17 protein-coding genes are annotated in these 18,155 nt (G+C 70.9%); 7 read left to right on the forward strand and 10 right to left on the reverse strand.

The window, feature by feature from the left end; translation table 11 throughout:
* Window positions 1–72: 72 nt before the first annotated feature.
* Window positions 73–1,488: an ATP-binding protein gene (locus ACZ4N5_RS13595; RefSeq protein WP_467757258.1), complete on the reverse strand. Its 1,416-nt coding sequence runs from the start codon at window positions 1,486–1,488 to the stop codon at window positions 73–75.
* Between the two features lie 34 nt (window positions 1,489–1,522).
* A complete protein-coding gene (locus ACZ4N5_RS13600) occupies window positions 1,523–2,200 on the reverse strand; it encodes a response regulator transcription factor (RefSeq protein WP_467757259.1) in 678 nt (225 codons plus the stop codon).
* 136 nt (window positions 2,201–2,336) lie between these two features.
* Between ACZ4N5_RS13600 and ACZ4N5_RS13605 the strand changes: the two genes are divergently transcribed.
* The 3 genes from ACZ4N5_RS13605 to ACZ4N5_RS13615 all read left to right on the forward strand — a co-directional run bounded on the left by ACZ4N5_RS13605 (window position 2,337) and on the right by ACZ4N5_RS13615 (window position 5,380).
* Window positions 2,337–2,915 carry a PepSY domain-containing protein gene (locus ACZ4N5_RS13605; RefSeq protein WP_467757260.1) on the forward strand — a complete coding sequence of 193 codons (579 nt, stop codon included), beginning with the start codon at window positions 2,337–2,339 and terminating at the stop codon, window positions 2,913–2,915.
* Between the two features lie 511 nt (window positions 2,916–3,426).
* Window positions 3,427–3,621 (forward strand): DUF4236 domain-containing protein, encoded by a 195-nt coding sequence (locus ACZ4N5_RS13610; RefSeq protein WP_467757261.1) that lies wholly within the window; start codon window positions 3,427–3,429, stop codon window positions 3,619–3,621.
* Window positions 3,622–3,850: 229 nt separating this feature from the next.
* Window positions 3,851–5,380 carry a helix-turn-helix domain-containing protein gene (locus ACZ4N5_RS13615; RefSeq protein ID WP_467757262.1) on the forward strand — a complete coding sequence of 510 codons (1,530 nt, stop codon included), beginning with the start codon at window positions 3,851–3,853 and terminating at the stop codon, window positions 5,378–5,380.
* Window positions 5,381–5,567: 187 nt separating this feature from the next.
* On the opposite strand, the gene ACZ4N5_RS13620 is transcribed toward ACZ4N5_RS13615, so the two are convergent.
* Entirely contained in the window at window positions 5,568–5,867 is a 300-nt protein-coding gene (locus ACZ4N5_RS13620) for a hypothetical protein (RefSeq protein ID WP_467757263.1), read from the reverse strand.
* A gap of 197 nt (window positions 5,868–6,064) precedes the next feature.
* Complete coding sequence (locus tag ACZ4N5_RS13625; RefSeq protein ID WP_467757264.1) at window positions 6,065–6,490, reverse strand: DUF6299 family protein; 426 nt, start codon at window positions 6,488–6,490, stop codon at window positions 6,065–6,067.
* Window positions 6,491–6,742: 252 nt separating this feature from the next.
* Here ACZ4N5_RS13625 and ACZ4N5_RS13630 point away from each other — a divergent pair, with 252 nt between their 5' ends.
* Window positions 6,743–6,937 (forward strand): DUF5999 family protein, encoded by a 195-nt coding sequence (locus ACZ4N5_RS13630; protein WP_467757265.1) that lies wholly within the window; start codon window positions 6,743–6,745, stop codon window positions 6,935–6,937.
* Between the two features lie 21 nt (window positions 6,938–6,958).
* Here the strand turns inward: ACZ4N5_RS13630 and ACZ4N5_RS13635 are convergent, their stop codons facing one another.
* Entirely contained in the window at window positions 6,959–7,357 is a 399-nt protein-coding gene (locus ACZ4N5_RS13635; protein WP_467757266.1) for a RidA family protein, read from the reverse strand.
* 66 nt (window positions 7,358–7,423) lie between these two features.
* Window positions 7,424–8,590 carry an acyl-CoA dehydrogenase family protein gene (locus tag ACZ4N5_RS13640; RefSeq protein WP_467757267.1) on the reverse strand — a complete coding sequence of 389 codons (1,167 nt, stop codon included), beginning with the start codon at window positions 8,588–8,590 and terminating at the stop codon, window positions 7,424–7,426.
* Window positions 8,591–8,717: 127 nt separating this feature from the next.
* Here ACZ4N5_RS13640 and ACZ4N5_RS13645 point away from each other — a divergent pair, with 127 nt between their 5' ends.
* Window positions 8,718–10,448 (forward strand): AMP-binding protein, encoded by a 1,731-nt coding sequence (locus ACZ4N5_RS13645; protein ID WP_467757268.1) that lies wholly within the window; start codon window positions 8,718–8,720, stop codon window positions 10,446–10,448.
* A 15-nt stretch (window positions 10,449–10,463) separates the two neighbouring features.
* On the forward strand, window positions 10,464–11,306 hold the full coding sequence (locus ACZ4N5_RS13650) for a PaaX family transcriptional regulator (protein WP_467757269.1): 843 nt from the start codon (window positions 10,464–10,466) through the stop codon (window positions 11,304–11,306).
* A 119-nt stretch (window positions 11,307–11,425) separates the two neighbouring features.
* Here ACZ4N5_RS13650 and ACZ4N5_RS13655 read toward each other — a convergent pair whose 3' ends face one another.
* A complete protein-coding gene (locus tag ACZ4N5_RS13655; protein WP_467757270.1) occupies window positions 11,426–13,771 on the reverse strand; it encodes a bifunctional salicylyl-CoA 5-hydroxylase/oxidoreductase in 2,346 nt (781 codons plus the stop codon).
* A 7-nt stretch (window positions 13,772–13,778) separates the two neighbouring features.
* The gene (locus tag ACZ4N5_RS13660; protein WP_261707765.1) at window positions 13,779–14,606 is read right to left on the reverse strand and encodes an enoyl-CoA hydratase family protein; all 828 of its coding nucleotides are present in this window, start codon (window positions 14,604–14,606) and stop codon (window positions 13,779–13,781) included.
* Between the two features lie 488 nt (window positions 14,607–15,094).
* Here ACZ4N5_RS13660 and ACZ4N5_RS13665 point away from each other — a divergent pair, with 488 nt between their 5' ends.
* Window positions 15,095–15,550: an ATP-binding protein gene (locus ACZ4N5_RS13665; RefSeq protein WP_467757271.1), complete on the forward strand. Its 456-nt coding sequence runs from the start codon at window positions 15,095–15,097 to the stop codon at window positions 15,548–15,550.
* Here ACZ4N5_RS13665 and ACZ4N5_RS13670 read toward each other — a convergent pair.
* Both ACZ4N5_RS13670 and argF read right to left on the reverse strand, forming a co-directional pair.
* Window positions 15,507–16,970, reverse strand: a complete 1,464-nt coding sequence (locus tag ACZ4N5_RS13670; RefSeq protein WP_467757272.1) for an amino acid permease — start codon at window positions 16,968–16,970, stop codon at window positions 15,507–15,509. The genes ACZ4N5_RS13665 and ACZ4N5_RS13670 overlap by 44 nt on opposite strands.
* Before the next feature lie 139 nt (window positions 16,971–17,109).
* Window positions 17,110–18,117 carry an ornithine carbamoyltransferase gene (gene argF / locus ACZ4N5_RS13675; RefSeq protein ID WP_467757273.1) on the reverse strand — a complete coding sequence of 336 codons (1,008 nt, stop codon included), beginning with the start codon at window positions 18,115–18,117 and terminating at the stop codon, window positions 17,110–17,112.
* Window positions 18,118–18,155: the final 38 nt, after the last annotated feature.

Consider the following 18,155-nt stretch of genomic DNA (forward strand, 5'->3'; position numbering starts at 1 on the left):
AGGTCATGTCCGGGCGCCCGCATGTCCGGGCCGGTGTCGCTTGTCCGATCGGAGCCACTTGCCCCATCGGTGTCAGTTGTCCGATCGGGGCTCAGGGGCCTGGGGCGAGAGCGGGAGACGGGTGACGATGCGGGCGCCGTGCGGGTGGGGCTCGGCGGTGAGGGTGCCGTGGTGGTGGCCCGCGATGTCACGGGCGATGGCCAGGCCGAGGCCCGCACCGCCGAGGTCACGGCTGCGGGCGTCGTCCAGGCGCGTGAAGCGCTCGAAGACGCGGTCGCGGTCGGCATCCGGAATCCCGGGTCCGTCGTCGCTCACCTCCAGCACGGCCGTGTGACCGGCCCGGTCGGCGTGCAGAGCCAGCTCGATGTGCTGGTCGGCATGGCGTTGGGCGTTGTCGAGCAGGTTGGTGAGGAGTCTGGTGAGTCGGCTGCGGTTGCCCTCGATGGTGATGCCGGGTTGCAGCCTGGCGTCGATCCGGATCCGGTCGCCGTGGCGTGCGGTGAGGGTCGTACGGCAGAGGTCCGCCAGGTCCAGCGGACCGCTCTCCACCGGCTCGGCCGCGTCCAGCCGGGCCAGGAACAGCAGGTCGGCCGCCAGGTCCTGGAGGCGAATGGTGTCCTCCAGTACCTCGCTGACCAGATCGGGCCACAGCTCCGGGTCCGGGTGGGCGAGGGCGACCTCCAGCTGGGTCCGCAGGACGGTGATGGGGCTGCGCAGTTCGTGCGAGGCGTCGGCGATGAACCGGCGCTGGCGGACGACCGCGTCCTCCAGGCGGTCGAGGGTGACGTTCATGGTGCGGGCGAGACGGGCGACTTCGTCCCGGGAGTCCGGGACCGGGACTCGGCGGTGCAGAGCGTGTCCGGTGATCTCGGCGACCTCGGACCGGATGGCTTCCACCGGACGCAGCGCCCGGCCGGTCACCCACCAGGTGACCAGGGCGACGGTGGCCAGCAGCAGCGGGGCGCCGATGCCCAGCGCGACGGAGGTGATCTCGTCCGCCTTGTCCGCGTCCCGCAGTGAGGTGCCCGCGTACACGGTGACCGTGCTGCTGGGGGTGATGGCGGTGACGGCGACGATCCGCTGGCGGTGTTCGTCGTGGAACGGCTCGCCGGACCAGGTGGCGCGCAACGGGCCCTCGTCCGGGCGGATATGGCCGATGGCCGGACGGCCGGTGAGGTTCTGGCTGGCGGCCACCACGCGGCCGTCGGCGTCCACGACCTGGATGAAGTCGGCACCCGGGGCGACGGGCAGCAGGTCCGGGAGCCTGCCCTGGGCGGCCAGTCGCCCCACCTTGTCCGCCTGCTGGGTGGCGGCCTCCTTGACGCTGCGCTGGAGGTTGGCGTGCAGGGTGCCCAGGAGCGCGAAGGAGGCCCCGGTCAGGGCGAGGGCGACGACCGCGGTGGCCCCCAGCGTCGCCCGGGCTCGCACCGATCCCGGCCACAGGCGTCGCGCGAGCCTCACCACGTTGGAGCGCAGGCGCCGGGTCAAGGCCGGGCTCTCGTCGGGACGGGGGAGGAATCGCCTAACCACCGTTGACCGCCAGCCGGTATCCGGCGCCTCGGACGGTCTCCAGGGCGGACCGGCCGAACGGGGCATCGATCTTGCGGCGGACGGCGCTGACGTGGACCTCGACGAGATTGAGGTCCGCCTCGAAGGCGGAGTCCCAGACGTGTTGGAGGATCTCGCGCTTCGTCACCACCTCGCCCGCGCGCCGGGCGAGGTACTCCAGGATGGCGAACTCCCGCGTGGTGAGCCGTATCTCGTCGCCGTCGCGGCTGCACGTGCGACGGGCCGGGTCGATCACCAGGTCACCGAGCTCCAGGGTCGGAGGGAGCCGACGGCCGGTGCGACGGTGGAGTGCGCGGAGCCGGGCGACCAGGACGACATAGGAGAACGGCTTGGACAGGAAGTCGTCGGCACCGGTGTCCAGCGCCTCGGCCTCGTCGTACTCGCCGTCCTTGGCGGTGAGCATCAGGATCGGCGTCTCGCTCCCGACCGCGCGCAGCCTGGCGCACACCCGGTAGCCGTTGAGGCCGGGCAGCATGATGTCGAGCACGATCACGTCATAGCTCTGCTCCAGGGCGAGCCACAGCCCCTGGTTCCCGTCGTGGGCCACATCGACGGTGAATCCCTCGGCCGTGAGGCCTCGCTGCAGGGCGGCGGCCAGCCGCCTCTCGTCCTCGACCACCAGTACACGCACGGAGTACAGCCTCGCATGCCGCCCGGACAGCGGCTGAAGACGTCTTCAGCTGCCTTCAGCCTGGCTTCAGCAACGGTGCTACAAGCTGACCGCAGGAGCCGGCAACGGGCCGGCCGAGGCGTTCAGGAGCCCGAGCATGTCCCAGCCCGTCCCATCGGAGCAGTCCGAGTCCACGCCCACCGAGCCGCCCCGGAGGCGCTTCCCGCGCCTGCCGCAGCTGGGGCGGAGCCGCTGGCTGGCACTCGGCGTCGGGGTCGTCCTGCTGGGCGGAGCCGTGGTCGGCGCCGCCGTGGTCGCCCACCATGACCGCGTCGAACAGGGCGCCCGCATGCGCATTGAGGCAGTGCCCGGCTGGAAGGGCGGCGAGCTTCGCGCTCGCGGAGAGGTCCGAGGCGAGGGCGGCTTCAAGAACGACGAGTCCAGGACGCGTCGGAGCGCCGAGGGCGGCCAGGACGGCGAGAACGGTCGAAGCGGTCTCGCGCCCGCGCCGGTGCCGACGGTGTCGGCCGCCAAGGCGATCGAGGCGGCCGGCAAGGCGGTCCCCGGTGGCAAGCCGGACGCGCTGCGCGTGGTGGTGCAGCAGGGTGGTGGAAGCGGCTGGGAGGTCGAGGTGCTGGGCACCGACGGCGTCCGACACCTGGTGACCCTCGACGGTGCGACCGGCGCGGTGACCGGCAACACCGTCGCGCCCGACGCCCGGATCGCCGGACGCTGAAGAGCGCGGCTCTTCTGAAGGGCTGACGCGGCCTGCGGCTTCGGCGGTTCGACCGTCCGCGGTGCGACATACGGATACAAGACCACCCGGACAGTTCGATTCCCGTCATCCGCTCCAGAGAAAAACCCCAGGTCAGCAGCCTGGGGTTTGTTCGTTGTCCAGTCTGACGCCATGGGTCCGCACTGCTCTTCGCGAGAACGAAGGCTCGGGCGGGCGCCGCACAGGAGAGGCGGCGGCGGTCGGCGCGGCGACCGTCGGCGACCCGGCCCGAAGGCGCCCGACGCTGATCGTGCACCCGCCGGTGACGGTCAGTCATCCGGAAGGCCGAGCCCCTCCGGGGTCCCCGCCCCGGGCCCCGGGGACGGAATCGGACGCCACCCCGGAGAGCCAACTCGTCTCCTCAGGGCGAGAGTTGACGCCCCGAAGTGGAGGACAGGCACATCGGAGCCGTTTCGGGGTACCCGGTGTCCGCCGGGAACGTCCCGGCGCGACCGACCCGCAGGGAGCACCCATGCCGCTCACCTTCCGCAAGAGCTTCCGCGTCCTTCCGGGGCTGCGGCTCAACATCAACCGCAAGTCGTGGTCCATCACCTCGGGTGGAAAGAACGGGCCGAAGCGCACGCACAGCAGCACCGGACGCAGGACGACGTCGATGGACCTGCCGGGGCCGTTCGGATGGCGCAAGACGACCCGCAAGGCAAAGTGACCCAATAGCGACATAGGGCACCAGTATCGACGAACCGTCACGGAAGCGCCCCTTCACGGCACTCATCGGCGGCGACACGGGCTCGCGGCGCTGCCCGGCACGCCGCGGGCGTCGCCGCCGTGCCGGTGCGGACACCCGAACTCCCCCTCGAACGGCACCTGGTGGGGCCGGCCACCCGGAAGGCCGCGCTCCATTTTTCTTTATCTCACATCCGATATACGGTCGCGCCATGGCAGACGACTACCTCGTACGTATCGGCAAGCTCATCCGTGACGCCCGGCAACACCGGGGCTGGACACAGTCGCAGCTTGCCGAGGCGCTCGGCACCAGTCAGAGCGCCGTCAATCGCATCGAGCGCGGCAATCAAAACATCAGCCTTGAGATGATCGCCCGAATCGGTGAGGCGCTGGACAGCGAGATCGTCTCGCTCGGCTATGCGGGTCCGATGCATCTGCGCGTCGTCGGCGGGCGTCGTCTGTCCGGCTCGATCGACGTCAAGACCAGCAAGAACGCCTGTGTCGCGCTGCTGTGCGCGACGCTCCTGAACAAGGGGCGCACGGTGCTGCGCCGGGTGGCCCGGATCGAAGAGGTGTACCGCCTGCTGGAGGTCCTCGGCTCGATCGGTGTCCGCACCCGGTGGATCAACGGCGGGATCGACCTGGAGATCGTGCCGCCGAGCGAACTGGACATGGACGCGATCGACGCCGAGGCCGCCATTCGTACGCGGTCCATCATCATGTTCCTCGGCCCGCTGCTGCACCGCCTGGACGCCTTCAAGCTGCCGTACGCGGGCGGTTGCGACCTGGGCACCCGGACCATCGAGCCGCACATGATCGCGCTGCGCCGGTTCGGCCTCGACATCGCCGCGACCGAGGGGCTCTACCACGCCCGGGTCGACCGGTCCGTCACACCCGGACGGCCGATCGTGCTGACCGAGCGCGGGGACACGGTCACCGAGAACGCGCTGCTGGCCGCCGCCCGCCACGACGGCGCCACGGTCATCCGCAACGCGTCCTCCAACTACATGGTCCAGGACCTGTGCTTCTTCCTGGAGGCCCTGGGCGTACGGGTGGAGGGCATCGGCACGACGACGCTCACCGTGCACGGTGTGCCGAACATCGACGTCGATGTGGACTACTCGCCCTCCGAGGACCCGGTCGAGGCGATGAGCCTGCTCGCCGCCGCCGTGGTCACCGAGTCCGAGCTGACGGTGTGCCGGGTGCCGATCGAGTTCCTGGAGATCGAGCTCGCGGTTCTGGAGGAGATGGGCCTCGACCACGACCGTACGCCCGAGTACTTCGCGGACAACGGCCGTACGCGGCTGATCGACCTGACCGTACGGCCCTCCAAGCTGGAGGCGCCGATCGACAAGATCCACCCGATGCCGTTCCCCGGCCTCAACATCGACAACGTCCCGTTCTTCGCGGCCATCGCGGCCTCCGCGCAGGGCAAGACGCTGATCCACGACTGGGTCTACGACAACCGGGCGATCTACCTGACGGACCTCAACCGCCTCGGTGGCCGGCTCCAGCTCCTCGACCCGCACCGGGTGCTCGTCGAGGGCCCGACCCGCTGGCGCGCCGCCGAGATGATGTGCCCGCCCGCGCTGCGGCCCGCCGTGGTCGTCCTGCTCGCGATGATGGCGGCCGACGGCACCTCGGTGCTGCGGAACGTGTACGTCATCAACCGCGGCTACGAGGACCTGGCCGAGCGGCTGAACTCGATCGGCGCGCAGATCGAGATCTTCCGGGACATCTGAATCGCGGATGCCGCCGTACCCGCTCTCGCTTTGAGCGAGGCGTTCGTAAACCCGTTCATGGCACTGCACGTCCGCCTCGGCCCGGCGGTCCTGGCGCGACCCCACGGGCCGGCGGCGGCAAAGAACGCCGTCGGGTGTGGGGCCCGCCCATTCGATGGGCGGGCCCCACACCCGCGATGCGCTTCGATCAGTCGCCGTTGAACACGAGGTACCGGTGCGGACGCTCCGAAACCACATCCAGCAGATTCGCCAGCTCCGCCAACGCCACCGTCTCGTCGGCGCCGCACAGTTCACGAAGCTGGACCAGTTCTCCGCGTATATGCGATACCTGGTTTCTGTTGAACACTGTGTCGTCGTACTTGTCCACGCAACCGAGCATCACCAGGTCTCTTTTTCGCGCAGTTTCACACATCGCGCCGATCGCGGGATGCAATGACGTCGCCAGGACCTCGCCCGTATAGGTGCGCACCAGAATACTGAGTGACATTGCTTCACCTTTTCATTGACCTTGGCCGACCCTGTACGCCCTACCGCGGCACGCCGGGGTGCATGGTGACCACATTTCCCCACTTGTCCGTGAAGCCTTACTCAACCTCAGGGAAGCAGAAGGAACGGGACACGTCATCGCGCCGGCACGAGAGGGGCCGCCGACCCGCATCGTCGGCGGCCCTTCCGCGTGCCCGTTCAGCTTCGTACGAGCGTGATGTCCTGGTCCCGGACCGCGTGGAACGTGGGGAGCGGGAGGGCGCCGGTGCTCAGCTCCATGACAGTGGCCTGGACGTGGGCCGCACCCGGCTTGAGGGTGCCGGGGGCGCGCTTCTCCGAGTTGGTCCAGCGGTGCTCCGCGCCGTCGCAGAGAGCCGTGGAGCCACCGATGCCGTGGCTGACCCTGAGGTCGCCCTGGGCCACCGAGGAGGACACGAAGACGGGCCCGGCGGCGCCCGTGCAGCGGTAGGTGCCGGAGAGGGTGATGGTTCCGTCTGCGGCGACCGTGCCGGTCGGGTCGACGGCCACCTCGTCGGACGGGGCGGACACGGCGACGGCGGACGGGGTGAGAAGCAGGAGCAGCGCGGCACCGGCGGCCGTGCCGACAGCCTGGCGAAATGACATGGAGTACCTCCTGGAGCGGGGGCCTGGAAAGGGCGCTCAACAGGTACCGGTCCGCGACCCCGAGGGCGGTGATCATCACCCCTTTGGTGGCGAGTTGGCACCGTCCGTCTTGGGGACGTCCGAGAGTTGTCCTCGTGTTGTCACGCTTCACGACCGGCTGTTCCGATCAGTTCGCCACGCGCGCATGGTCTATTCATGCGAGGGCGACGACAACGCCGCCGACACTCTTCGCATCCCACGTGGAGGTGCACCATGTGTTCACACCAGTCTTCGTGCCCGTCCGCGGACGTCACCGCCCCGCACATCGTTTCGGCCCACCCCGAGCAGGGCTGGAACCTCCTGTGCAACGGCGCGATCGTCTTCGACGACAGCGGCGAACTGCTCCCCGACGGCAGTGTGATCGCTCCGCACCGGGTGTTCGCCGACCAGTTGGCCGTCGCGGCCTGATCTCCGCTTCCCCCGCGTGCCCTACGCCAGCACGGCGAAGCCGTCGAGTTCGACCAGCGCCTGTTCGTCCCACAGGCGCGTGGCGCCGATGACGGCCATCGCGGGGTAGTCGCGGCCCGCCAACCGGCGCCAGATGCGGCCCAGTTCGGGAGCGTGGATCCGGTAGTCGGCGACGTCCGTGGCGTAGACAGTGACCCGGGCGAGGTCGGCGGGACCGCCGCCCGCCGCACGCAGCGCGGTCAGCAGATTGGTCAGCGCCCGCTCGAACTGCAGGGGCAGGGTCTCCCCCACCACCTTCCCGTCCACGTCGAGCGCGGTCTGTCCGGCCAGGAAGACGACACGGGAGCCGGTGGCGACGACGGCGTGGGAGAACCCGGCCGCCGGGGAGAGCTCCGGCGGGTTGACGCGCTCGGCGGTCATGCGGACCCCGTTTCCCGTGTCTGTTCGGCAGTCATGCCGACCCCGTTTCCCGTGTCTGTTCAGCAGTCATGCGGACCCCGTTTCCCGTGCCTGCTCGGCCGCTTCCGGGCTCTGTGCGGCCGCCCGGTACAACTCTTTGGCGATGACCGTCCGTTGGACCTCGCTGGCCCCTTCGTAGATACGCGGCGCGCGCACCTCGCGGTAGAGGTGTTCGAGGAGGTGACCCCGGCGCAGGGCACGGGCGCCGTGCAGCTGGACGGCCGCGTCGACGACGTACTGGGCCGTCTCCGTCGCGAGCAGCTTCGCCATCGCCGCCCGCCGGGGAACGTCCGCTGCCCCCTCGTCGTAGGCCGCCGCGGCCGCGTACACCATCAGGCGGGCCGCCTCGGTGCGCAGCGCCATCTCGGCGACCCGGTGGGCCACGGTCTGCAGCTCCTTCAGCGGGCCGCCGAACGCCTCGCGTCGCGTCGTGTGCGCGAGGGTCGCGTCCAGCGCAGCCTGCGCCATGCCGACGGCGAAGGCGCCCACGCTCGGCCGGAAGAGGTTGAGGGTGTTCATGGCGACCCGGAACCCGTGGTCGGGTTCGCCGAGGACGTCGTCCGCCGTGACGGGTACGGCGTCGAAGGCGAGGGCTCCGATGGGGTGCGGGGAGAGCATGTCGAGCGGGGTGCCGGTGAGGCCGGGGCGGTCGGCGGGGACCAGGAAGGCGGTGACGCCGCGGGCTCCGGCGTCGGGCGAGGTCCGTGCGAAGACGGTGTAGAAGTCGGCCTCGGGGGCGTTGGAGATCCAGCACTTCTCCCCGGTGAGCCGCCAGCCGCCGGTGCCGTCCTCGTCCGCCCGCAGCGCCAGCGCGGCGGCGTCCGAGCCCGCGCCGGGCTCGCTCAGCGCGAAGGCCGCCACGGCACCGCCGTCCGCGACCCGGGGCAGCCAGTGCTCGCGCTGGGCCGCGGTGCCGTACGCGTGGACCGGATGCGCGCCGAGCCCCTGAAGGGCCAGTGCCGTCTCGGCCTCGGTGCACACCTGGGCCAGGGACTCGCGCATCAGGCAGAGGTCGAGGGCGCCTGAGGTGAACAGGCGGGAGAGCAGCCCGAGTCGGCCGAGTTCGGCGACGAGCGGTCGGTTGACGTGGCCCGGCTCGCCCTTGTCGGCCAGTGGGCGCAGGTGTTCCGCGGCCAGGGCGCGCAGCTCGGCACACCAGGCGGTCTGCCCCGGATCAAGCGAGAATGCGGTCATTGCCCGTCCCCTCTCCCCGTCGGACGCCACCCACGTTATCGCGAACCGTTGACTGTCGTCACCAACACGATACGCTCCTTGTGCGAGCCCACCACGACGCCCACCAAGGCAAGGGGGCGAACCCTCCATGGACCCTGTGGATCCCGCAGATCGAGCGGATCCCGCGGACACCTTGGGGCCGGCACTCTCGGCCCACGTCGACACCTTCGCGCGCGACCATCTCCCGCCCCCCGAGCAGTGGCCCGAACTCCGCTTCGACCTGCCCGGACTCCGCTACCCCGTTCGGCTCAACTGCGCCGCCGAACTCCTCGCGGACACCGACCCCGAACGCCCGGCGTTCCGTACGCCGTCCGGCGCCCCGTGGACGTACGGACAGCTGCGCACCCGTGTCGACCGGATCGCCCATGTGCTGAGCGGCGAGCTGGGCGTCGTCCCGGGCAACCGGGTGCTGCTGCGCGGTCCGACCACACCGTGGCTGGCGGCCTGCTGGCTGGCGGTGCTGAAGGCGGGCGCGGTCGCCGTCACGGTGCTCGCCCAGCAACGGCCGCACGAACTGAGCACCATGTGCGGGATCGCGCGGGTGACGCACGCCCTGTGCGACATCCGCTCGGTCGACGACCTGGTCAAGGCCGAGATCCCCGGACTGCGGGTCACGACGTACGGCGGTGACGCGCCCGACGATCTGCTGCTGCGGATCACCGGCGCCCCGGACGAGCCCTTCGACGCGGTGGACACGGCCGCCGACGACGTGGCGCTGATCGCGTTCACCTCGGGCACCACCGGACGGCCCAAGGGCTGTATGCACTTCCACCGCGATGTGTTGGCGATAGCGGACACCTTCTCGAAGCATGTGTTGCAGCCGCACGAGGACGATGTCTTCGCCGGCAGTCCTCCCCTGGGCTTCACCTTCGGGCTCGGTGGTCTCGTCGTCTTCCCCCTGCGCGCCGGCGCCTGCTCCCTGCTGCTCGAACAGGCGGGCCCCAAGCAGTTGCTGCCCGCGATCGCCGAGCACCGGGTCTCCGTACTGTTCACCGCGCCGACCGCCTACCGGGCGATGCTGGCCGAACTGGCTGAACGGGCGGAGCAGACGGAGCCGGCCGAGCACGACATCGGGTCCCTGCGGCGCTGTGTGTCCGCGGGCGAGAACCTGCCCGCGGCGACCTGGCGGGACTGGCACGGGCGCACCGGTCTCGGCATCATCAACGGCATCGGCGCCACCGAGCTGCTGCACATCTTCATCTCCGCCGCCGACGGTCAGATCCGCCCCGGCACGACGGGCCTGCCGGTGCCGGGGTGGCACGCGCGCGTAGTCGACGAAGACGGGGCGCCGGTGGCGGACGGCGAACCCGGTCTGCTCGCCGTGAGCGGCCCGGTCGGCTGCCGGTATCTCGCCGACCCCCGGCAGCGGGAGTACGTACGCGGTGGCTGGAACATCACCGGCGACACCTACGTCCGCGATCCCGACGGCTACTTCCGCTATGTGGCCCGTGCCGACGACATGATCATCTCGGCGGGGTACAACATCGCGGGCCCCGAGGTCGAGGACGCCCTGATGCGGCACCCGGACGTTCTCGAGACGGCGGTCGTCGGGCGGCCCGATGAAGCACGCGGGCAGATCGTGGTGGCCTACACCGTGCTCAAGGAGGGCGCGCGCCGGGACGCCGAGGCGCTGCGCGCCTTCCTCAAGGCCGAGCTGGCGCCGTACAAATGCCCCCGCGAGATCGTCTTCCTGGACGCGCTGCCACGCACCGCCACGGGGAAACTCCAGCGGTTCCGGCTGCGCGAGGAGACGGATGCTGACACACTGTCACCTCCCGCACCCGAGGGTGACTTGCCCGCGGGCGGCGATCCCAAGTGATCTTCGCGCACTAGAGTGATCAACGTGTCAGAGCAACACGCCCCCCGGTCCCTCATCGTCACCTTCTACGGCGCGTACGGCCGGTTCACGCCCGGCCCGGTGCCGGTGGCCGAGCTGATCCGGCTCCTCGCCGCGGTCGGCGTCGACGCGCCCTCGGTACGGTCGTCGGTGTCCCGGCTCAAGCGCCGCGGGCTGCTGGAGCCGGCGCGCACCGCGGCGGGCGCGGCCGGGTACGCGCTGTCGCCGGACGCGCGGCAGTTGCTCGACGACGGCGACCGCAGGGTGTACGCGTCGACGCCCCCCGAGGACGGCGGCTGGGTGCTCGCCGTCTTCTCCGTGCCCGAGTCGGAGCGGCAGAAGAGGCACGTCCTGCGCTCGCGGCTCGCCGGACTCGGCTTCGGCACGGCCGCCCCCGGGGTGTGGCTCGCCCCGGCGCGGCTGTACGAGGAGACCCGGCACACCTTGGAGCGTCTGCGGCTCGATCCGTATGTGGAGCTGTTCCGCGGCGAGCATCTGGGGTTCGCCGCGACGGCCGACGCGGTGGCGCGCTGGTGGGACCTGGCGGCGATCGCCAAGGAGCACGAGGCGTTCCTCGGGCGGCACGCGCGCGTGCTGCACGCCTGGGAGGGGCGCGCGGACACCCCGCCCGAAGAGGCCTACCGCGACTATCTGCTCGCCCTCGACTCCTGGCGCCATCTCCCGTACACCGACCCGGGGCTGCCCGCCGCGCTGCTCCCCGAGGAATGGCCCGGCGCCCGCTCGGCCACCGTCTTCCGGGCACTGCACGAGCGACTGCGGGACGCGGGGGCGGAGTTCGCCGGGGTGCCCCCGTGGTCCGGGCGCGCCGACGGCGTGTGACCTCCGCCGCGGGATGTCCCGCGCCGACGGCGTGATCACCGCGGGGCCGGACGTGCCCGCGCTCACGCGGGACGTCCGGGAGGGCCGTACGCACCTCTCCCCGCCCGACAGGCTTGCCCTCAAGTGCCCAACGTGAGGCGGGGCTTGGGGGCGTCCGTACGGCCGGTCCGTGGAGGACGGCTGCCCGCGCGGTAGGGCATCGGCCAGCCGGCGCCCGGTCCCTCGTAGCCCTGTTCGGCCGCCGCGTGCAGCGTCCAGTTGGGGTCGTAGAGGTGCGGCCTGGCGAGTGCGCACAGGTCGGTCCGCCCGGCCAGGATCAGCGAGTTGACGTCGTCCCAGGAGGAGATCGCGCCGACGGCGATCACCGGGAGGCCGGTCTCGTGGCGGATCCGGTCGGCGTACGGCGTCTGGTAGGAGCGGCCGTACTCGGGGCGCTCGTCCGCGACCACCTGGCCGGTGGACACGTCGACCGCGTCGGCGCCGTGCGCGGCGAAGGCCCGGGCGATCGCCACCGCGTCGTCCCCGGTGGTGCCGCCCTCCGCCCAGTCGGTGGCGGATATACGCACGGTCATCGGCCGTTCCGGCGGCCACACCGCCCGTACCGCGTCGAACACCTCGAGCGGGAAGCGCAGCCGCTTGTCGAGTGATCCGCCGTACGCGTCGGTGCGCAGGTTGGTCAGCGGCGAGAGGAACCCGGAGAGCAAGTAGCCGTGGGCGCAGTGCAGTTCGAGGAGGTCGAAGCCGCTGCGGGCGGCGCGGCAGGCGGCCGCGGTGAACTGCTCGCGCAGATCGGTGAGCTGGGCGCGGGACAGCTCGCGGGGGGTCTGGCTGTCCGGCTTGTACGGGAGAGGGGAGGCGGCCACGAGCGGCCAGTTGCCGTCCGGCAGGGGTTCGTCGATGCCCTCCCACATCAGCCGTGTCGAGCCCTTGCGGCCGGCATGGCCGAGCTGGAGGCCGATCGCGGTGCCCGGTGCCTGTTGGTGCGTGAAATCGACGATCCGCCGCCAGGACTCGGCCTGCCGGGCGGTGTAGATGCCCGCGCAGCCGGGCGTGATGCGGCCCTCCGCGCTGACGCACACCATCTCGGTCATCACGAGGCCGGCGCCACCGAGAGCCCGCGCGCCCAGGTGGACGAGATGGAAGTCGCCGGGGACGCCGTCCACGGCCGAGTACATGTCCATCGGTGAGACGACGACACGGTTGCGCAGGGTCAGGCCGCGCATCCGGAACGGGGTGAACATCGGCGGGGTGCCGGGCGGGCAGCGGAACTCCCGCTCGACCGCGGCCACGAAGTGCGGATCACGCAGCCGCAGGTTGTCGTGGGTGACACGGCGGCTGCGGGTCAGGAGGTTGAACGCGAACTGCCGGGTGGGCTGGCCGAGATGGCGGTCGATGTCCTCGAACCATTCGAGGCTGGCGCGGGCGGCCCGCTGGGTGGAGGCCACGACGGGGCGCCGCTCCTCCTCGTACGCCGCCAACGCCGCCTCCAGGGAGGGCCGTTCCTCCAGACAGGCGGCCAGCGCGAGCGCGTCCTCGACGGCGAGCTTGGTGCCGGAGCCGATGGAGAAGTGGGCGGTGTGGGCCGCGTCGCCGAGCAGGACCAGATTGCCGTGCGACCAGCGGTCGTTGACGATCGTCCGGAAGGTCGTCCACGTCGACTTGTTGGCACGCAGCGGGCGTCCGCCGAGCGCGTCCGCGAAGATCTTGCCGCACCGCTCGACGGACTCCTCCTCGTCGAGGTCCGCGAACCCCGAGGCCCGCCAGACCTCTTCGCGCATCTCGACGATGACGGTGGAGGCGCCGCCGAATTGCTGCTGTGGCTCGGAGGGCCTCGTCGAGGGGTGGTGGTCGGGCGACGGGCGGGAATACGGGTAGCCGTGCAGCTGCATCACGCCGTGTTCGGTCTCGGCGATCTCGAAGCGGAAGGCGTCGAAGGCGAAGTCGGCGGCGAGCCAGATGTAGCGGCAGCGGTGCTCCTCGACGGACGGCCGGAACACCTCCGCGTAGGCCGCGCGCGTGAGGCTGTGCACTCCGTCGGCGGCGACGACGAGGTCGTAGGCCGTCATCAGTTCGTCCACGGGCGGGGCCTCGGCCGTGAAGCGCAGCTCGACGCCCAGCGAGCGGCAGCGTTCGTGCAGGATCTCCAGGAGCCGGCGCCGGCCGAGCGCGGCGAAGCCGTGGCCGCCGGAGGTGTGGCGCACTCCGCGGTGCACGATGTCGATGTCGTCCCAGCGGACGAACTCGGCCTGGAGCGCCGCGTACACGACCGGGTCGGCGTGCTCGATGCCACCGAGGGTCTCGTCGGACAGGACGACGCCGAAACCGAAGGTGTCGTCGGGCGCGTTGCGTTCCCAGACGGTGATCTCGCGGGCCGGGTCCAGTCGTTTGAGGAGAGCCGCGGCATAGAGTCCGCCGGGTCCGCCGCCGATCACCGCGACGCGCATCGCACCGCTGTCCCCACGCATCCCGGGTTCACCTCCCCCGCCACTTCGGGGCCCGCTTCTCCGTGAAGGCCGCGTGGAACTCCGCGTAGTCCTCGCCGTTCATCAGCAGGGCCTGGGTCGCGGCGTCCAGTTCGACGGAGGCGGCGAGCGGCATGTCCAGTTCCGCGGTGAGCAGCGCCTTGGTCTGGGCGTACGCAAGGGCCGGACCGTCGGCGAGGCGGCGGGCCAGCGCCTGCGCGCCCTCGTCGGCGTGCCCCTCGTCGGTGAGTTCGCTGATCAGGCCGATGCGCTCGGCCTCCGGCGCTCGCACCGGTTCGCCGAGCATCAGCAGCCGGGTCGCGTGGCCGAGCCCGACCACCCGGGGCAGCAGATAGGCCGCGCCCATGTCGCCGCCGGACAGCCCGACCCGGGTGAAGAGGAAGGCGAAGCGGGCGCTCGGGTCGGCCACCCGGAAGTCGGCGGCCAGCGCCAGCACGGCTCCGGCACCCGCCGCCACCCCGTGCACCGCCGCGATCACCGGGAACGGACATTCCCGTACGGCCCGGACGACCTGCCCGGTCATCCGGTTGAAGTCGAGGAGCTGGGCGGTGTCCATGGAGAGGGTCGCGCCGATGATCTCGTCGACGTCACCGCCGGAGCAGAATCCGCGGCCCTCGCCGGCCAGCACCAGGGCGCGTACGGACCGCTCTCGGGACAGTTCGGCGAGCAGGTCGCGCAGGTCGGCGTAGGCGCCGAAGGTGAGCGCGTTGAGCTTCTCGGGGCGGGCCAGGGTGACCGTGGCGACGCCGTCGGTGAGCTCGTACCGCAGATGCTCCCAGTCGGGGGTGCGGGTGGCGGAGCCGGTGAAGGGACTCATGACGGGCGGCCTCCTCGGGCGGGGGCGACGCGATGCGACTGTTCAACCAAGTTATCACTCATCTGTGACTGTCGTCATGAGTGCGCGATAGGGCGGTTGTGGTGTCCGGGAATCGACGGTCGCGTCGCTTTCCGGACACCGTTCGACCTGACGCAACGTGATGTGACATGACATGACGTGATGACTGCGAGTCGTGAAGCGACGGTCGTGCATCGCGAGAGGGACGGCCACAGGTCGTGAAGGGGGGCCACGAGGTGCCCCCGGTCCGTCACGGCGTCACGGATCATCGATAGCCGTGTAACGGCGGGAGCAGACAGGGGAGGGGGACCGTTCGTCCGGGTACACAGCCCCGTATCGGACCGAACGTCCCGAAAGGAGACCGTGACACCCGGGGGACACACCGGCCGATGTCCCGAGAAAGCCCACCGCGCGCGTTCGCCCGGTGGAGTCGTACCATTCCTTAGGTTGTCAGCAGGACTGCCTGCTCCATGAACGGACCCGCCTTGCACGACACCCCGTCACCCGCCTCCTGGCGCATCGCGCTGCCGCACACCGTCGCGGCCGTGCCCGTCGCCCGCGCCCTGGTCCGCACGGCACTCGCCGAGCGGCAGCACGCGGCCGACAGCGACACCGCCGAGCTGCTCACCGCGGAGCTGGTCGCCAACGCCGTCGAGCACACCGCGGGCGACGGGCCGATAGAGCTGGTCGTGGAGCTCATGCCGACCGGCTGCCGGGTCGAGGTGCACGATCCGGACCCGGCGCCGCCGCTCGACCTCACACTCCCGCACCCGCCCGGAGAGCCCGACCCCTGGCAGGAGCACGGGCGCGGTCTGCTACTGCTCCGCGCCCTCAGCTCGGCCTGCGGTCACCGCCCCACCGACTCCGGCAAGGCGGTCTGGTTCAGACTGCCTGTGGTTCCCGCTCAGCGGCGTCCCCTGTTGTAGCGGCCTCGGCTCCGGCGCGAGCACGGGTCCGGGCCAGCCGGGAATTGCGGCGCCCGTAGAGGACGTACACCAGGAATCCGGCCGCGAGGAAGGCGGCGAACTGGATCCAGGTCGTCCAGCCGGTCTCGTACATCAGATAGAGGCAGAAGCCCACGCCGAGCAGCGGCACCGCGGGGTAGAGCGGCACCCGGAAGGTGCGGGAGAGACCCGGCTCGCGGCGGCGCAGCGCGATCACCGCGACATTGACGGCGGCCATCACGGCGAGCGTGCCGATCGTGCACAGGTTGACCACCGAGTCCAGGGACGCGAACGCCGCCGGGAGCGCGAAGACGAGCGCGACGATCAGTGTGCCGGCGACCGGCGTCGAGGTCCTCGGCGAGACCTTCTCGAAGACGCGCGGGACCAGGCCGTCGCGGGACATCGACATCAGGATGCGGGTCTGGCCGTACATCACCGCGAGCACGACCGAGGCGATGGCGACGACCGCGCCGAAGGCGATCACCGCACCGCCGACGGTGGAGCCGGTGACCTCGTTGACGACGTAGGACAGCGCGGCCGGCCGGCCACCGACCTTGTCGCCGCCGATGGCGCCGATCGCGGCCAGGGCGACGGCGCAGTACAGCACCGTGACCAGGCCGATGCAGACCAGGATGGCGACGGGGATGTCGCGGCGGGGGTTCTTGGCCTCCTCGCCGGCCGTGGTGATCGCGTCGAAGCCGATGTACGAGAAGAAGGCGGCCGTCGTGCCGGCGCCGATGCCGCCGAGTCCGGCCGGGGAGAACGGCGTGAGGTTGCCGTCCTTGAAGGCGCTGAAGCCGATCGCGCAGAACAGCACGAGGACGACGAGCTTCAGCACGGCCATCGCGGCGGTCGCGCGGGCGCTCTCGCGCACGCCGCGTATCAGCAGGACCGAGGCCAGCGCGATCACGACGACGGCGGGCAGGTTGATGATTCCGCCGTCGGAGGGGCCGGCGGAGAGCGCGGCGGGCAGCTGCGTACCGGTGAGGCTCGCGAGCAGTTCGTTGACGTACTGGCTCCAGCCGACGGCCACGGCCGACACGGAGACGCCGTACTCCAGGAGCAGACACCAGCCGACCAGGAAGGCCGTGCCCTCGCCGAGTCCGGCGTAGGCGAAGGAGTACGAGGATCCCGAGACGGGGATCGCGCCGCCCAGTTCCGCGAACGCGAAAGCCGTGAAGACGCAGGTGGTCGCGGCGAGGACGAAGGAGACGACCACGGCGGGTCCGGCCTGGGCGACCGAGTCGGAGAGTCCGACGAAGATGCCGGTGCCGACGATGGCGCCGACGCCGAAGGAGATGAGCTGGAAGAGTCCCATCGTGCGCTTGAGTCCGTTGCCTTCGAGGTCGGCACCGGATTCGGCGATCAGTTGAGCGGGGGACTTGATACGTGGAGCGGGCATGCGGGGTGGTGCTCGTTTCTGGTGGTGCGGGTGCGACGGTGGGGTGCCCCCCGCTCGAACGGAGTCGAGAGTTCGGGAGAGTCGCGCGGCGGTCCCCGGAAGGGATGGCTCCGGGGCCGCCGGACATCGTACGGAGAAATCAGGCCAGCGTGGCGACCATGATCGCCTTGATCGTGTGCAGCCGGTTCTCGGCCTGGTCGAAGACGACGGAGTGCGCCGACTCGAAGACCTCGTCGGTGACCTCCAGCGAATCGAGTCCGTGCACCTCGTAGAGACCGCGGCCGACCTCGGTGCCGAGGTCGTGGAAGGCCGGCAGGCAGTGCAGGAACTTGACGTCCGGGTTCCCGGTGGCGCGCAGCACGTCCATGGTCACGGCGTACGGGACGAGGGCGCCGATGCGTTCGGCCCACACCTCCTTGGGCTCCCCCATGGATACCCAGACGTCGGTGGCCACGAAGTCGGCGCCCCGGACGCCCTCGCCGACGTGCTCGGTGAGAATGATGCGGCCGCCGTTCTTCTCGGCGAGTTCGCGGGCCTGCGCGACGATCTCCTCGGCCGGCCAGTAGGCCTGCGGAGCGACTATCCGGACGTCCATGCCGAGCAGCGCGCCGGTGACGAGGTACGAGTTGCCCATGTTGAAACGGGCGTCCCCCAGATAGGCGAACGTGATCTCGCCGAGCGGCTTGGCGCAGTGCTCGGTCATCGTGAGGACGTCGGCCAGCATCTGAGTGGGGTGCCATTCGTCGGTGAGCCCGTTGTAGACCGGCACTCCGGCGTAGGCGGCCAGCTCCTCCACCGCGGCCTGGCTGTCACCGCGGTATTCGATGGCATCGAACATGCGGCCGAGCACACGGGCGGTGTCCTTCACCGACTCCTTGTGACCGATCTGGGAGCCGGTCGGGTCCAGATACGTCGTCGAGGCGCCCTGGTCCGCGGCCGCGACCTCGAAGGCGCAGCGCGTGCGCGTCGAGGTCTTCTCGAAGATCAGCGCGATGTTCCTGCCGCTCAGATACCGGGTCTCCGCCCCGGCCCGCTTGGCCGCCTTGAGCCCAGCGGCCAGCTCGACCAGACCGCGGAACTCCTCCTCCGTGAAGTCCAGCTCCTTGAGGAAGTGGCGGCCGGCGAGGGCGGTCGGGACTGTCGCCATGGGGGCGCTCCAGGGATGACGGCGGGCGAGGACGGGGA

This window comes from Streptomyces sp. NPDC026500 (genome assembly GCF_055567635.1).

Coding starts and splice junctions, on each gene's coding strand:
- ACZ4N5_RS13660 (WP_261707765.1), bottom strand. CDS start 14,606: ATGAGTCCCTTCACCGGCTCCGCCACCCGCACCCCCGACTGGGAGCAT.
- ACZ4N5_RS13645 (WP_467757268.1), top strand. CDS start 8,718: ATGGACCCTGTGGATCCCGCAGATCGAGCGGATCCCGCGGACACCTTG.
- ACZ4N5_RS13615 (WP_467757262.1), top strand. CDS start 3,851: ATGGCAGACGACTACCTCGTACGTATCGGCAAGCTCATCCGTGACGCC.
- ACZ4N5_RS13605 (WP_467757260.1), top strand. CDS start 2,337: ATGTCCCAGCCCGTCCCATCGGAGCAGTCCGAGTCCACGCCCACCGAG.
- ACZ4N5_RS13665 (WP_467757271.1), top strand. CDS start 15,095: ATGAACGGACCCGCCTTGCACGACACCCCGTCACCCGCCTCCTGGCGC.
- ACZ4N5_RS13640 (WP_467757267.1), bottom strand. CDS start 8,590: ATGACCGCATTCTCGCTTGATCCGGGGCAGACCGCCTGGTGTGCCGAG.
- ACZ4N5_RS13655 (WP_467757270.1), bottom strand. CDS start 13,771: ATGCGTGGGGACAGCGGTGCGATGCGCGTCGCGGTGATCGGCGGCGGA.
- argF (WP_467757273.1), bottom strand. CDS start 18,117: ATGGCGACAGTCCCGACCGCCCTCGCCGGCCGCCACTTCCTCAAGGAG.
- ACZ4N5_RS13625 (WP_467757264.1), bottom strand. CDS start 6,490: ATGTCATTTCGCCAGGCTGTCGGCACGGCCGCCGGTGCCGCGCTGCTC.
- ACZ4N5_RS13630 (WP_467757265.1), top strand. CDS start 6,743: ATGTGTTCACACCAGTCTTCGTGCCCGTCCGCGGACGTCACCGCCCCG.
- ACZ4N5_RS13670 (WP_467757272.1), bottom strand. CDS start 16,970: ATGCCCGCTCCACGTATCAAGTCCCCCGCTCAACTGATCGCCGAATCC.
- ACZ4N5_RS13620 (WP_467757263.1), bottom strand. CDS start 5,867: ATGTCACTCAGTATTCTGGTGCGCACCTATACGGGCGAGGTCCTGGCG.
- ACZ4N5_RS13610 (WP_467757261.1), top strand. CDS start 3,427: ATGCCGCTCACCTTCCGCAAGAGCTTCCGCGTCCTTCCGGGGCTGCGG.
- ACZ4N5_RS13635 (WP_467757266.1), bottom strand. CDS start 7,357: ATGACCGCCGAGCGCGTCAACCCGCCGGAGCTCTCCCCGGCGGCCGGG.